This is a genomic window from Devosia sp. UYZn731, assembly GCF_040546795.1.
Lineage (GTDB): Bacteria > Pseudomonadota > Alphaproteobacteria > Rhizobiales > Devosiaceae > Devosia.
Genome location: NZ_JBEPOL010000005.1, coordinates 123,940 through 138,706, shown reverse-complemented (window position 1 = coordinate 138,706; position 14,767 = coordinate 123,940). Strand labels below are relative to the sequence as shown.

The 14,767-nt window shown below is 63.1% G+C and carries 14 protein-coding genes; 10 read left to right on the top strand and 4 right to left on the bottom strand.

Annotated features, from left to right (window positions below; all coding sequences use genetic code 11):
- Nucleotides 1-61: 61 nt before the first annotated feature.
- From ABIB57_RS13690 to ABIB57_RS13650, 9 genes are all read left to right on the top strand, one after another.
- Entirely contained in the window at nucleotides 62-1,918 is a 1,857-nt protein-coding gene (locus tag ABIB57_RS13690) for an ABC transporter ATP-binding protein (protein ID WP_354041542.1), read from the top strand.
- Complete coding sequence (locus ABIB57_RS13685) at nucleotides 1,915-3,813, top strand: ABC transporter ATP-binding protein (protein ID WP_354041541.1); 1,899 nt, start codon at nucleotides 1,915-1,917, stop codon at nucleotides 3,811-3,813. The genes ABIB57_RS13690 and ABIB57_RS13685 overlap by 4 nt, the downstream gene beginning before the upstream one ends.
- A gap of 374 nt (nucleotides 3,814-4,187) precedes the next feature.
- Complete coding sequence (locus ABIB57_RS13680; RefSeq protein WP_354041540.1) at nucleotides 4,188-5,489, top strand: hypothetical protein; 1,302 nt, start codon at nucleotides 4,188-4,190, stop codon at nucleotides 5,487-5,489.
- Nucleotides 5,490-5,577: 88 nt separating this feature from the next.
- Complete coding sequence (locus ABIB57_RS13675) at nucleotides 5,578-6,315, top strand: TSUP family transporter (RefSeq protein WP_354041539.1); 738 nt, start codon at nucleotides 5,578-5,580, stop codon at nucleotides 6,313-6,315.
- A gap of 40 nt (nucleotides 6,316-6,355) precedes the next feature.
- Nucleotides 6,356-7,267 carry a LysR family transcriptional regulator gene (locus ABIB57_RS13670; protein WP_354041538.1) on the top strand — a complete coding sequence of 304 codons (912 nt, stop codon included), beginning with the start codon at nucleotides 6,356-6,358 and terminating at the stop codon, nucleotides 7,265-7,267.
- A 69-nt stretch (nucleotides 7,268-7,336) separates the two neighbouring features.
- Complete coding sequence (locus ABIB57_RS13665; protein WP_354041537.1) at nucleotides 7,337-7,717, top strand: hypothetical protein; 381 nt, start codon at nucleotides 7,337-7,339, stop codon at nucleotides 7,715-7,717.
- A 50-nt stretch (nucleotides 7,718-7,767) separates the two neighbouring features.
- The gene (locus ABIB57_RS13660) at nucleotides 7,768-8,268 is read left to right on the top strand and encodes a copper chaperone PCu(A)C (protein ID WP_354041536.1); all 501 of its coding nucleotides are present in this window, start codon (nucleotides 7,768-7,770) and stop codon (nucleotides 8,266-8,268) included.
- 9 nt (nucleotides 8,269-8,277) lie between these two features.
- Entirely contained in the window at nucleotides 8,278-8,868 is a 591-nt protein-coding gene (locus ABIB57_RS13655; RefSeq protein ID WP_354041535.1) for an SCO family protein, read from the top strand.
- Between the two features lie 72 nt (nucleotides 8,869-8,940).
- The gene (locus ABIB57_RS13650; protein WP_354041533.1) at nucleotides 8,941-9,339 is read left to right on the top strand and encodes a VOC family protein; all 399 of its coding nucleotides are present in this window, start codon (nucleotides 8,941-8,943) and stop codon (nucleotides 9,337-9,339) included.
- Here ABIB57_RS13650 and ABIB57_RS13645 read toward each other — a convergent pair.
- Nucleotides 9,336-9,704 (bottom strand): winged helix-turn-helix transcriptional regulator, encoded by a 369-nt coding sequence (locus tag ABIB57_RS13645; protein WP_354041909.1) that lies wholly within the window; start codon nucleotides 9,702-9,704, stop codon nucleotides 9,336-9,338. The two genes, ABIB57_RS13650 and ABIB57_RS13645, sit on opposite strands and share 4 nt — an antisense overlap.
- Nucleotides 9,705-9,863: 159 nt before the next feature.
- On the opposite strand from ABIB57_RS13645, the gene ABIB57_RS13640 reads away from it, so the two are divergent.
- Nucleotides 9,864-10,610, top strand: coding sequence for an SDR family oxidoreductase (locus ABIB57_RS13640; RefSeq protein ID WP_354041532.1), 747 nt, complete (start codon nucleotides 9,864-9,866; stop codon nucleotides 10,608-10,610).
- A 243-nt stretch (nucleotides 10,611-10,853) separates the two neighbouring features.
- Here the strand turns inward: ABIB57_RS13640 and ABIB57_RS13635 are convergent, their stop codons facing one another.
- The 3 genes from ABIB57_RS13635 to ABIB57_RS13625 are packed head-to-tail and all read right to left on the bottom strand — an operon-like array spanning nucleotide 10,854 to nucleotide 14,607.
- On the bottom strand, nucleotides 10,854-12,407 hold the full coding sequence (locus ABIB57_RS13635) for a coiled-coil domain-containing protein (RefSeq protein ID WP_354041531.1): 1,554 nt from the start codon (nucleotides 12,405-12,407) through the stop codon (nucleotides 10,854-10,856).
- Nucleotides 12,408-12,411: 4 nt separating this feature from the next.
- Nucleotides 12,412-13,350 (bottom strand): DUF6384 family protein, encoded by a 939-nt coding sequence (locus tag ABIB57_RS13630; protein WP_354041530.1) that lies wholly within the window; start codon nucleotides 13,348-13,350, stop codon nucleotides 12,412-12,414.
- Between the two features lie 30 nt (nucleotides 13,351-13,380).
- Nucleotides 13,381-14,607, bottom strand: a complete 1,227-nt coding sequence (locus tag ABIB57_RS13625; protein WP_354041529.1) for a cell surface protein — start codon at nucleotides 14,605-14,607, stop codon at nucleotides 13,381-13,383.
- Between the last annotated feature and the right edge of the window lie 160 nt (nucleotides 14,608-14,767).

Genomic DNA, 14,767 nt, shown 5'->3' with positions numbered 1-14,767 from the left:
GGGGCCGGTTTCTCCGACTCCCCTCGCCCGGGCGCCCCAATTGTTGAAGTCTGGATTTCCCGTGACCACCGAAAAGGTTGGCCGTGCGTATCTGCGCGGCGACTCCCGAGCCCATGTTGCCGATGCCCATGTGGGTAAAGGCCAAAGGCCGCTGACCCGCATCACCATCTATTCGCTGCGCCATCCTTGGCAGGCCTCCATCGCAATCGGGGCGACGATTATCGCCTCGGTGCTGCAATTGATGATCCCGCGCCTGTTGGGGCACGCGGTCGACCAGGCCCAGGGTATTTTGAGCACCGGCGCCGAGGGCGCGCAACAGGCGCTGCTGTGGAGCGCGCTGATCCTGCTCGGCGTGTCAGTGGCGCGCGGGTTTTTCACGCTGGCGCAGAACTATTATTCGGAAGCCGTTGGCCATCAGGTCGGCTACGAATTGCGGCTCGCCTTTTACGACAAGGTGCAGCGGCTGTCCTATTCCTATCATGACAAGGTCCATACCGGCGACCTTATCACCATGGGCCTGCTCGACCTCGATGGCGTGCGCATGTTCTTTTCCACGGGCCTCGTGCGCACGGTGCTGTTGGCCGTGCTGATCGGGGTCGGCGCGTTCATGTTGCTCTCCACCGATTGGTTGCTGGGGCTGCTGGCGCTGAGCTTCGTGCCCTTCGTGGCCTGGCGCTCCTCGGTGGCGCAACTCACCCTGCGGGCGACCTGGGTCACCCTGCAGGACAAGCTTTCGGCCATGACCCGCGTCATGGAAGAAAACCTCGGCGGCATTCGTGTCGTGCGGGCCTTTTCGGCGCAGAAGTTCGAGCTCGACAAGTTCGACCGGGCCTCCAAGGAGGCGCTGGAGCTGTCGCATGACCGCGTCAATATTCGCGTACGCAACACCTCGGCGATGACCTTCTCGTTCTTTACAGCGATGGGGCTGGTGCTGTGGTTCGGCGGCAATAAGGTGATCGCCGGCGACATGAGCGTGGGCACGCTGGCCTCGTTCCTGACCTTCATGACCATTTTGCAGATGCCGGTTCGTCAGCTCGGCCTGATGGTCAATTCCTTCGCCCGCGCCTCAACCTGCGGCGACCGCCTGTTTGCCTTTCTCGACGAGCCGCTGGCCATCGCGGACGTGCCGGGTGTGCCCGACCTCAAGGTCACCAAGGGCACGCTTAAGTTCGAGAATGTGCACTTCACCTATCCGGGCGCCAATCATCCGACGCTGGACGGCGTCAGCTTCGAGGCCGTAGCCGGCCAGACCGTGGGCATTGTCGGCGCACCGGGCAGCGGCAAGTCGACGCTCGCCCATCTGATCCCGCGTTTTTACGATGTCAGCTCCGGCAAGATCACCATCGATGGCCAGGATGTTGGCCAGGTGTCGCTGCAATCGCTGCGCCGCTCGGTCGCGGTAGTGCAGCAGGACTCGTTCCTGTTCACCACTACAATCGAGAACAACATCGCCTATGGCGATCCGTGGTCCAAGGAAACCAAGATCGAAAAGGCCGCCGAAAGCGCGCAACTGCACAATTACATCATGGGTCTGCCCTCGGGCTACGAGACCATTGTGGGCGAGCGTGGCGTGTCGCTGTCGGGCGGGCAACGTCAGCGCCTGTCGATTGCGCGGTCGCTGGTGCTCAAGCCGGCTGTCATGGTGTTCGATGACTCCACCGCCGCCATCGATGCCGGCACCGAACACCGCATCCGCAGCGCCATGCGCCGCTATGCCAGCAACCGGGTGACGCTGATTATTTCCCATCGGCTGAGTTCGCTGATGCATGCCGATATGATCCTGTTCCTCGATGATGGCAGGATCGTCGAACGTGGCAGCCACGAGGAATTGCTGGCCAAGGGCGGTCGCTACAGCGCGCTCTATGACCTGCAGACCCGCCCCAGCGAAGACCTCGAAATCGGGAGCGCCGCACAATGAGCGCCATCGAAGAAGACGAGCGCGACGTCGCCAGCTTTCCCGGCCAGCGCCCCCCGCGCGCCAGCGTGGGCTCGCACCGCATCGAGGAAGAGGTCTTCGGCAAGGCCTATGATCCCAAGACGGTGCGCCGCATCTGGGCCTTCGTTTCGCCCTACCGGGCCAAGATCGTTCTCTCGGTCATCGCCGTGCTGGTGTTTACCGCCAGCCAATTGGCGATCCCGCTGATTATCGGGCGTGCCATCGATAGCGGCATGATCAAGGGCGGCGACCAGGCCAACCTGCTCTGGGCGGTCGGCGCCTTTGCGGTGGCTGTCCTCGTCAACTTCGGCGCCTCCTATGTGCAGGAAACCCAGGTCGGCGCGGTGGCGGAAAACGTGCTGTTCGACATGCGCCGCGCCATGTTCGCCCAGCTCCAACGCGTCTCGCTCAGTTTCATGGACAAGACCGAAGTCGGCCGGCTGATGAGCCGGTTGCAGGGCGACGTCAATTCCATGCAGGAATTCCTCGAAACCTCGGTGATTTCGGTCGGCGATATCGTGTTGCTGGTCGGCATCGTCGTCGTGCTGTTGAGCCTGGATTTCCGGCTCGGGCTGCTGACGCTCTCCACCATGCCGGTGCTGTTCATCGTGCGCATCTTCTGGCTGCCGCCGGCCAAGCGTGCCTTCTGGGCGGCGCACGAAACCAATTCGATCACCGCCGGCGCCATGGCCGAAGGCATCAATGGCGTGCGCACGGTGCAGAACCTGGATCGCCAGAAGGTCAATTTCGACCTCTATGACGACAAGGCCTATACCAACCTTTTGACCCAGCTCACCGGCTCGCGCTTTGCGCAGGTCATGGTGCCGATTGTCGATAGCCTGACCGGCATCGCCATGGCTATCGTCGTGGTGGTGGGTGGCTCGCTGGTGCTCAATGGCGGGATGGAAATCGGCGTCATCGTGACGTTCCTGTTCTATATCCAGCGCTTTTTTGATCCGATCCGCTCGCTGACGATGCAATATTCGATCATGCAGCGGGCCATGACCTCGGGCCGCCGCATCACCGAAGTGCTCGATATTCCCGCTTCGATCAATGACAAGCCCGACGCCGTGGTGCTGACGCGCGACATGGATGGCTCGGTCGAATTCAAGGACGTGGTGTTCGGCTATAGCGCCGACCGGCCGGTGCTCAAGAATGTCAGCTTCACGGTTCTGCCCGGCGAGACGGTGGCGCTGGTTGGCCCGACGGGATCGGGGAAAACCTCGGCCATGTCGCTGGTGCATCGCTTCTACGAAGTTCAATCCGGCGCGGTGATCGTGGGCGGCCACGATGTGCGCGACATCACCCAGGAATCGCTGGGCGAACAGGTCGCCATGGTGCTCCAGGAGCCGTTCCTGTTCACCGGCAGCGTGTTCGACAATATCCGCTACAACAAGGCTTCGGCGACGCTGGACGATGTAATCGCCGCCGCCAAGGCAGTGGGGGCGCACGAGTTCATTTCGCGCCTGCCGGGCGGCTATGACAGCGTGCTGGAACAGCGCGGTTCCAACCTGTCGCTGGGGCAGCGGCAATTGCTGAGCTTTGCCCGCGCGCTGGTGGCCGATGCCAAAATCCTCGTGCTGGACGAGGCGACGGCCAATATCGACAGCTATACCGAACGGCAAATCCAGAAGGCGCTGCTGATCCTGCTCGAAGGGCGCACCGGCATGGTCATCGCCCATCGGCTGGCCACCATTCGCGGGGCGGATCGCATCATCGTGCTGCAGAATGGCGAGCTGATCGAGACCGGCAACCATGATGAGCTGATGGATCTGAACGGGCTCTACGCCAAGCTGTACAATATGAACTACTCGTCGTTTGACGATATTCCCGATGAGATGATCGCGGGGAATGGACCGAAGGCGGCGTCGACTTAAGGCGATTAAGACAGGCTTGCAGCGCCGTTGAGAGATAAGACGAGACGAACCAAAGCATTCCCCACCCACGGTCTTCCCGCGGACTTGATCCGCGGGTCGTTCACCGCTTGTGCCGGCCTGAGGGTGGCCCGCGGGTTAAGCCCGCGGGAAGGCGGGGGGCGATTGAGATTGAAAGGCGGTAGCGGAAATAGATGGTGCCTGACCAAGCACGGGCCCCACTCTAGCCCTTTCCCTCAAGGGCACGATCGTATCGCTTTGCAGAGTGCGGCTGCATCACAATGTCTCTGCCCCGCGGGAGGGCGCGGCCCACCCTTTCGTTCAGCCCCCGTTCAACCCCCGCTGTTAGGGTCGCGCCAACTCAGCCCAGGTGATCCATGCGCATATCCGTCTCCGTTCTCGCTTTGCTTGCTCTCACCGCGCCCGGCTTCGCCGCCGAGGCGATCACCTACAAAGGCACGCTCAATGGCGCGCCGATCGTGGTGGAGTTGACCGATCCGGCCGATGGCCCGGTGGTGGGGCGCTATAGCTATATCGAGCATGGCGTCGATATTCCGCTGCAGGCGGCCGAGGGCGCGGCGGGGCAAGTCGCCTTGACCGAGGAGGCGCCCTGCGCGCCGGGGCTCTGCCCGGTGGATGACGACTACAACGTCACGTCCTGGCCGGTGGCGGCAACCTGGACGCTGTCGATGGCGGTCGACGGGAGCATAACCGGCACCTGGCAGGCCCGGGGCAAATCCAAGACACTGGCCATTGACCTGCAAAAAGCCGGCCAGCGCACCTTGCCCGATGGCACCGAACACACCCCCCATGGCCTGCCCGATAGCGCCGACGCGCTGTTCTACTCTCCTGACGCGGAATTGTCGGCCCAGACCGACCCTTATGACGTCATCAAGCTGGCCATTCCGCTTATCGAGGGGCCCCTCGAGACGCTGGACGGTTCGCACTTCCGCTACGTCACCGACCCGCGCACCAAGTTCGCTTTTCCGCGCCTGGTCGATCTGGTCGATGGCGGCGATATCGCTCCTGCCAACCTGGCCATGGCCACCGCGCATGCCGGCATCAGCCTTGGCGCTTTCGATTGCCTGTCGCAGATCTACGCCGGCTTTGGCGGCCGCGACGACATGCTCGACATGGGGATCGGCACGCTGGCGGGCTATGACGACGAAACTGTCACCATGACCTACCTGTCGCCAACGCTCACCACCTGGACGGAATCGGGCAGCACCTGGTGCGCCGGCGCCTACCCCAACAATCACGACAATGTCTTCATGATCGACACCGGGACCGGTGAGCCCCTGGCCCTTGCCCGTGTGTTCAAGGACTGGGTCGCGGTGAGCAACACCACCGATTATTCCGCGCCGGTCGACCAGGCTGCCGCGCGCGCCGCCCCCCAAGACTACACCTGGCAGGCCGGCCAGACGCTGATCGACTACGTCATCGCCAACAAGACCACCGAGGATGCCGCCTCCGACGACGATTGCGGCATCAATGACCTGATCGCCAGCAATCTGGGCGTCCGCTTCCTGCCGGGCGATAAGGTGGTGTTCGATCTTGAGGGTCTGCCGCATGCCATCCTTGCCTGTGGCGAGGACCTGCTCACGGTCAAGCTGGCAGATATTCCCGAACTGCTGGCTCCGACTGCCGCCGAAGTGTTTCCCTCGCTCGCCGCAAAATAAGCGCCCTCCGGCATGACCTCATGCCGGATCGCGCCTAGCGCGACTGTCATCCAGGGTTCACAAGACCTCCAGAATTGGCGGAGGAATCATGAGCATCTGGATCGGTGTGGCCATGCTGGCGGCGGTGTTCACCACCTCCGCCATCTCGGGCGTTTTCGGCATGGCGGGCGGGCTGATCCTCCTGGCGCTGCTGCTGATCGTCCTGCCGGTGGGCACCGCCATCGCCGTGCAGGGCGTGATCCAGATCGTCGCCAATGGCTCGCGCGCCATCCTGTCCCGCAAGTTCATCAACTGGCGCATTCTGGGCACCATGATGATGGGCCTTGCAACGGCCGGCGTGATCCTGTGGATCGCCCGCTATACGCCCGCTTTGGCGACCGTCTACATCGCCGTCGGCCTGATGCCGATCCTGGTTTGGATACCGGCGTCCTGGCTGCAACTCGACGCCGCCAAGCCCGTGCATGCCTTCGTCTGCGGCTTTGTCGGCGGCGGGCTCAACCTGACGGTGGGGGTTTCCGGGCCCTCGATCGACATCTTCTTCATCCGCACCACGCTGGATCGGCGCACCGTGGTGGCCACCAAGGCGGCGATGCAGGTGCTGTCCCATATCGCCAAGGTCGTGTTCTATTGGCAGGCCACCATGGTGCTGACCTCGCTCGAATGGGGCGCCGTCGCGCTGGCCGCGCCCTTCGCCATCGCCGGCACCAGCGCCGGCTACTGGGTGCTGCAGCGCATGACCGACGTCAATTTCCGCGTCTGGATGCGCTGGATCGTCACGGGTATCGGGGTTTATTATCTGGTGCAGGGCACCTTGCTGCTGATCTAGGACCATCTTGTCGCTATGGTGTGCCATCTGGGGAGATGGCATGCATAGTTTCGACAGCGTCACCGCGCGCTTGATTTTGCTCCTGGCGGAAACCGGCTCGATCGGTCGCGCCGCCGAGCGCGAGGGCATCGCGTCCTCTGCCGTCAGCCGGCGCGTATCGGACCTCGAAAGCCGGCTCGGCGTGGTGCTGTTCGATCGCTCCGCCCAAGGTGTGCGGCTGACCAGCGCCGGAGAGGCTTATGCGCAAGCCTGCCGCAGCGTGTTGCGCGCCATCGCCGATCTGGATGCCGTGATGGTGGATTTCGGCAATGGCCAGCGCGGCAGCCTGCGCCTGGCCTGCACAAGTTCGGCCCTGACCGGCCGGTTACCCGAATTGCTCGCGCGCTTTGCCAAGGAGCACAAGGCGATCGTGCTGGAAATTCAGGAGATGAGCGCCGCCAAGGCACTGCTGGCGCTGGACGAGGGGCGCGCGGATATCGCCATCGTCTCCGACAATTACGATTTTGCCCGCTTCGAGATCAAACCCTTCGAGGACGATCGCGTCTGGGTGGTGGCGCCGCCCGATCACCCGCTCGCCAAGGTGATCGAGCCGCGCAAGGACATCGCTTTCGATGCGGTAATCGTCCACGACATTGTGGGCATCCATCATGCCGGCTCGCTCGATCGGCTGTTGATCGAAGCCGCTAACAAGGCCGGCAAGCCGCTGGGCGAAACTGTGCGAGTGGAGAGCTTTCCGGCATTGGTGCGCATGGTGGAGGCCGGCTTCGGTGTCGGCTTTTTGCGCAGCAACAGCCTGCATCTGCTGGCGGGGACCGACCTGATCTGCGCGCCGCTGGCCGAGCCTTGGGCGCTGCGCCAACTGCTGGTGGCGCGGCGTAAGTCCAGCCCACTGTCGGCCGCCATGAAGCGCTTCATCACGCTCTGCGCCGACACCTACACACCCTCGATGTAACCCCTTGCGACAATAAGGGCCTTGAGCCGGTTTCGCTTCCGCACTAGAGCGGAGGCAGGGAGATGCCGCATGTCCACGTCGCGCAGGTTCAGCAAGGAGATCGGGACGGCCCTTGCCGTGCTGGCGCTCTATCTGCTGACCATCCTGACGCCGCTGCATCAGGCCCGCGCCACCCAGCTCGACTTCGCCGCCCTCGGCTATCAGACCATAGAAACCGGCTGGGTGCTGTGCTCGGCGGAGACTGACCGCAACGAGGGCAAAAGCCTCGTCACCAAATGTCCGGCCGCCGGTATCGGCAAGCAGCAACTGGTTGTGCCGACCTTGGCGGTCATCGCCGTTGGTGCGCCCACAATGGTGCTCACGGTCGGCTATGCGGAGTTGGCCCATCATCTGGTCGCGCCCCGCCTCAATCCGTCCGCGCCACCCCGAGCCCCTCCGGCAATCGCCTGATCCCGCGGCCTTCTGGCCGCTTCAGTTCCTTTGTTTCCTGGAGAGATCCAATGCTTCGCGCCTTTTTCCGAGCCGCCTTCGCGGCCGTCGTCATGCTGTCATCCACCGCCGCCTTCGCCCAGGAGGGCCACGGTCCAGCGGCTCCCGTCGCCGTCGGCACGCTCGAATTGAGTGGCGGCTTTGCCCGCGCCACACTGCCCAATGCCCCCGTTGGCGGGGCTTTCGTGACCATCACCAATAAGGGGGCGACCGATGACCGGCTGGTCTCGGTGTCGTCGCCCGCCGCTGATGTCGGGCAAATCCACGATATGTCGATGGAGGGTGACGTCATGAAAATGCGCCAGCTCCCCGATGGCGTCGTCATCCCGGCCGGAGAGACCGTGACTTTGGAGCCCGCCGGCCTGCACATGATGTTCATGGGGCTCAAGCAGCCCTTCGTTGAGGGTCAGACCGTCAAGATCACCCTGACTTTCGAGGCTGCGGGCAGAGTCGATCTCGACGTGCCGGTGCTCGGTGCTGCCGCCGATTCGGCGATGCATATGGACCATTAGGGGCGGGCGATGATCAGATCTTTTCGTCTGTGGCTCTGGGTGGCGGTTGTCGCCCTGGGCCTGACCGCCGGCGCCGCGGCGCTGCTGCTGCGCCAACCGGCGCAAGCGGCTCGCAGCTTCGGCGGCGGTACCTATTCGCTGGTCGACCAGAACGGCAAGGCGGTGGACCAGACCATGTTCCAGGGTCATCCGTCGGTGCTGTTCTTTGGCTATACGCATTGCCCCGACGTGTGCCCCACCACCATGGCCGAGATGGCTTCGTGGTTCCAGGAATTAGGTAATGAGGGCAAGGACTTACGGGCCTATTTCGTCACCGTCGACCCGGGACGCGACACCACCGCGGTGCTGGGCGATTATGTGAGTTGGGTGTCTGACCGCATCACCGGAGTGACCGGCGATCCGGCAGAAATTGCCAAGATTATCAAGGCCTGGGGCATCTTTGCCGAGAAGGTGCCGCTGGGGGATGGCGAATATTCGATGGACCATACGGCCTCGGTCTTCCTGCTCAACACCAAGGGCGAATTCGAGGGCACTATCGCTTATGGCGAGGCTAATGACACGGCCTTGGGCAAGCTGCGGAACCTCTTGGCCAAGTCTTGAGCTTGCGGGGCGGGTGCGAATCCGCCCCGCCTTGGTTAAGGTGATTGCAATAAGCATGCTGGAGTTCTTGCGATGCAGCCACGGATCAACATCATCACCATCGGGGTCGATGACCTCGAACGCGCCTTCGCGTTTTATCGGGCGCTGTTCGACTTGCCCGATGACAGCATCGGGGCCGGCGAGGATCATGTCGCCTTTTTCATGAGCGATGATTTTTCCTTCGTGCTGTTTCCGCGCGAACAGATTGCCCAAACCTCGGGCAAGGAAGTCGCCATCACCGGGACGGCGCAGTTCGTGCTCAGCCATGCGGCGGAGAGCCCCGAAGAGGTCGATGAGATTCTGGACCAGGTGCTGGTCGCCGGCGGAGCCATCATTACGCCGGGCACGCAATCGGAATGGGGCTATTCGGCCTATTTCGAGGATAGCGAAGGCAATGTGTGGGAATTGATGGCGACCGCGAAGGCCAACTAGATCTCGCCGTTCCGCGCCCGGAACGCCGCCCGCGCGGTCTCCACCTCGGCGTGATGCTCTTCCGCCCACATCCACACCCCGCAGAATGCCGCGCCGAGGCTGCGGCCGAGGTCAGTGAGGGTATAGTCGACATGCGGCGGGATCACCGGATGGACGGTGCGCTTGATCAGCCCGTCATATTCCATCTGGCGCAGCGTCTTGGTCAGCATCTTCTGGCTGATGTCGCCGACGAGGCGCCCGATCTGGGTGAAGCGCACCGTGCCATGCTCGTTCAGTGTCTCGAGGATCAGCATGGTCCACTTGTCGGCAACCTGGCCGATGACATTGCGCACCAGTGCCTCCAACGCCGGATCGAGCGGCTCCATCGCCACGCGTTCCGACCATCGATAGATTTTTGGTGGCGCAGAGGGCCTATTCACTGACACTCTCCTTTGGGTGTGTATCGAACTTTCGGGAGCCTACTTCCATATGGAGAGTGTGAGGCATATCTGTGCTTCACGCAACCTAGGACGAAGGACATCGCCATGCAGATCACCGGCAACACCATTCTCATCACCGGCGGCGGCTCAGGCATCGGCCAGGGTCTGGCCGAGGCGTTTCACCAGCGCGGCAATCAGGTCATCATCTCCGGCCGCCGCCAGTCGGCGCTGGACGAGGTCATCGCGGCCAATCCCGGCATGGTCGGCTATACGGTCGACATGGCCGACAAGGCGGATGTGGCTGAGTTCGCCAGCCGCGTGGTCTCTGCCCATCCAGCGCTCAATGCCGTCATCAACAATGCGGGCATCATGGTGGATGAGGATGTGGTCGGCGGGGACTATCTCGATATCGCCGAGGCCACTATCGCCACCAACCTGCTGGGGCCGATCCGGCTGATCGCGGCACTGCTGCCGCAGTTGCAGCGCCAGCCCAGGGCTGCAGTGTTGACCGTGTCGTCGGGGCTGGCTTTCGTGCCCAGGGCGTCGACGCCGACCTACAGCGCCACCAAGGCGGCGATCCATTCCTATTCGCAGTCGCTGCGCTATCTGCTGCGCGACACGGCGGTGGAGGTCATCGAGATCGCGCCGCCTTATGTGCAGACGTTTTTGCAGGGGGCGCATCAGGCCAGCGATCCCAATGCCATGCCGCTGGATGCCTATCTGGCTGAAACCATGGAATTGCTGGCCAGCGCGGCTGGTGGGGAGATTTTGGTCGAGCGGGTCAAGCCGCTTCGCTTTGCCACCGAGACGGGCAATGGGCAGGCGGTGTTTGATCTTATCAATCCGCAGTGAATGGTGAAGAAGCGCCCCCTGGAAGGGGGCACCCGATTATCCCCACACTCGGTCTTCCCGCGGGCTTGATCCGCGGGCCACTCGCCGCTTGTGCCGGACTGAGAGTGGCCCGCGGGAAGGGCCGGTGGGTGGGGTGGCATACGTGTAAACGAAAGAGGGCCGCGAGATACGCCTCGGCCTGCGCCGGGGTGACATCGTGGGTGGGGATGGCAGAGGCTGCCAGGCGAAGTTTATTCGGCAGCCTTAAAACCCGCCGCCAGTCTTGAACCCTGTCGGGCCCTTGCGAGTGCCTTGCGAGCCGGTGCGGGGGCGCGAGAAGCCGCCGCTGGAGCCGGAACTGGGGCGCGAGCCAGAATTGCCCGATGGCCAGTTGAAGCCGCCGCCGGACCGGGACTTGCCGCCGCCGATACTGGAATCGGGCCAGTCAAAGCCGCCGCCATTGCCGGACCAGGGGCCCGAATTGCTGCGCCCATTATTGGGCAGGCCGACGCCGCCGCCCCAATCGGTGGTGCCGGCTTGCCAGTTCTGGCTTTTCTGCCACTGGCCCCAATAGGTCGCCGCCGAAATGCCGCCGCGCAGGAAATCGTTGAGCAGGTCGCCCACGAGACGGTCCTCGCGGAAAGTCGAGCGGGGATCGTCGAATCGCTGCTTCTTGAACTCCCACTGGATGTCTTCCAACTCGCGACGTCGCGCAGCGAGCGTTTTGAGGCGATCCTTCTGCTCCAGCGTTTCGCTGTCCTCATCCTTGATGCGGGCGCGGGCATCGTCGATCTGGGCCACGATAGTGTCGTCCTGGCCGGTGCGGGTCAGGCGGGCTTCGGCCAACAGGGTCTGAATATCCTCGCGGCCGAGACCCGCGGCAAGGGCGGCGAGGGCTTCGGCAAAAGCGGGGTCATTGCCTTCCGACAGGCTGGCCAAGGCCTTGGCGGTGTCGTCGCGCTTGTCCTCGGCGGCGACGATTTCGGCGTCGATGGCCGCAATGCGGCTCTGGATGGCTTCGAGCGCATCGCGGATTGGCTTGCCGCCAGCGGCGTCGATGGCTTGCGTTTCCAGCGCATCTGCCTCAGCCTCGGCCTGTTTTGCCAGCGTGATCTGCCGCTCGGCATGCTCGCGCAGCCGCAGCGGGATTTCATTGAGCATGGCGAAGTTGGGCCGGGCCTTTTCGAATTTGACCAGCCCCGCAACAAGGCTATCGAGATAGCGGATCAGGTTGTTGGCGCGGTAGCCGCTGGTGCCGTAGCCGCGCTCCCACAGATACATGAACAGCCCGTCGTCGCGATAAGGGCGGCCCTTCTGCTCGCGGTCGGCCTCGGCCTGCTCGGTCTTGCGCATCGATTGGGCCGCGATATCGGCCAGCTCGGTGGCGTCCTTGCGCTTGGCGGCAAAGCTGGGCTCTTTGGCGATGCTGGCGCCGATGCGCGCGGCCAGCGCCTTGAGTTCGGCTTGGTGCGCATCGAGTTCCTTGAGCGCTGCGCCGCGGTTCTCGGTCGCCTGGACCAGCCCGGCATCGATCGCCGCCAGTTCCTTTTCGGACTGGCTCAAATCCTTGGCATGCGCCCTCATCATTTCGCGGGCCTTGATCTCGGCCTGCGAAATACGTCCGTCCAGTTCGGTCTGGATTGCGGGATCGAGCCGCAATTGCGCCAGTTGGCGGAACAGCTCGGCCTCGGTCTCGCGAATCTTGGAAATGCGCTCGGCCGAACGGGCCAGGCGCTTACTGATCTCATCCTCTTCGCGACGGATATCGCGCATCGCTTCATCGAGCGAGGCGAGGGCTTCGGGTCCGCGGATGCTCATTGCTCTACCACCGCGTCAACGCGCCGCCCAAGGTGGGCATGAGATATTCGACATCGAGGAAACCATCGGACTTGCGACCGACCTCGTTGGTCTGGATGATGCCATCGTCCTGCTTGTCGGCGGCGACGGCATTGTAGACGCTTTCGGGGACCCGGAGCGCCCACATGGCGACGGTTTCGGTCTGCCCGGTTTCCTCGTTGAGGATGGGTAGCGACAGCGCCTGGTCGTCCGGATCGATGGCCTCGACGATGATGTAATAATTGGTCGCCGCGGTGTTGACCTGGGGAATGGTCCAGACCCCCGATTGCACGCCGGGCCGGTTGACCACGCGCAGGGTATATTGCTGGCGCAACTGGTCGCGCAAAGCCGTCAGATGGCCCAGCGCCGCCTCGGCTTGCGGGCGATTGCCTTCGGCCGCATAGGCCTTGCCACGCGTGCGCCAGTCTTCGGCCTGGACCACGGCCTGCTGCACCTTGGTCTCTTCGAAAATGGTCTGGTAGATGGCGTCCATCTGCGCCGGCAGGCCTTCGACCAACTCGATCCGCGCCTGCTCGGCGATGTTGGCCTGATAGGGCTTGTAGACCAGGTAATAGCCACCAAGGAACACAGCCAGCGCCACGACCACGCCGACCACCGGCCGGCCCCATTTGCCGCGGCTGGTATAGAGCCGCGCCAGGGTGGTGCCGAAGCTGGGCTTGGGGGGATCGTAGACGAAGCGGCTCTCGGCCAGCGCCGAAACGCCCGCCTTGAGGATGTCGTCGGTGACCTCGATGCCCTGCTGGTGGTAAATCGCACGCAGCTTGTCGATCAACTGCTGCTCGCGGGTGACCCCGTCGAGCTCGCGCGTCGCCAAATCCTGACGATGGCGCAGTGTGTCCACCACGTCCATCGCCAGCATGATTTCGTCCAGCGGCGCCGCCGGTTTGGCCGTCACGTCACTCATCGTCGTGGGTCACCGTATCGGGGTGTTCCTTCAGGACTTGGTTTCGAGCAGGAGCGCATTGCCCTCGGCTGCCAACGTCGCGAGGCGCCGCTTGCCATCCTCGACCGCATCGCGGATTTCGGCCGAATTCTTGGTCGAGGCCACGCGCATCTCGTTGATGATGGTACGGCTCTTTTCCTGGAAGTTGATGACGCTATCGAGCAGCTTCTTGACTGCGTCGGCGCGAATGGTGGGGCCATAGCCGGCCTTGATTGCCTCTTCCTGCACCTTGTCGCCAATCTCGGAGAGGGTTTCGAGGCTCTTGCTCATCCCTTCCTTCATGGCGTTGAGGGTTTCTGTGGATTCATGCAGGCCGAACATGCCGGTGAACGAGGCGGAGAGTGCGGTCAGCACGGTCTCGTTGGTCGAAAAGAACGAGATGGACTGCTGGTAGACACGTTCCTTGGCATTGGTGGTCTGCATCAGGCGCGCCATCACCACTTCGGTGGTGCTGTAGGAAATCGTCAGATTGTCCGAGAGGTCCTTGGTGATCTGGTAGCGACCCTCTTCGTTCTGCATGTCGCGCAGCTTCTCGTCGCGGTCCATTTCCAGCCGAGCGCGTTCTGCCGGAACGGTGCCCGCATAGGCCGCAACCGCAGCCGAGGACGCTTCCAGAATAGCTTTCTTTTCGGCCAGGCGCTTTTCGGCAGTTTCCAGCACTTCGAGCGCCATCACTTCGGCCTGCTTGAGCGCGCCGCGGAAATCGCGATAGGCCTCGAGAATGGTGTGCTCGCGATCGATCTGGTCCTTGGTGTCGGCGGTGACCGACAGGTAGATGTCCCGAATCTTGTTGAAGCGCTGGGAGATGTCGCCGCGGCTGACTTTCATCCACACATTGGAGGCGCGCTCCAGCAGGTCGATCTTGTTGTCGGAGAGCTGGTCGACCATGCCCTTGGCGTCATCACGAATGGAATCAAACCCCTTGGTGATCTCTTCGTAGCGCTCGCCGATCTTCATGGCGGCGATCTGCACGCGCACCACTTCGTTGAACGCACTGGCCTGGCTCAGCGTGCGGCCGATCAGCACGACACGGGTTTCATCCAGTTCGGTGATCTGGGAGAGGAGGCCGGTAATCGGCTGCTCGCCCTGCTGCTCGGGCCAAATGCCCAGGTCGCGGATGGCGGTGACCGCTTTGTCCAGGTATTGCAGGGGGCGTTCGGCGATAACAGTCGTCGGCGGCGTCGCACTCAATGTAGCATTGGCGGTGTCGTCGGTCATATTTCGCTCCCCGTAGTGAACGCCGCGGACGGGCGTTGTGCGCTTGGCGCGCTTATAGATTGCCGCTGGTCGGCAGGCTGACAATTGCAACTGCCTCTCAGGCCAACTATTTAGCTCATATTGGTGCGAAAAAGCCGCACGTAAAGAGCGAGATGGCACC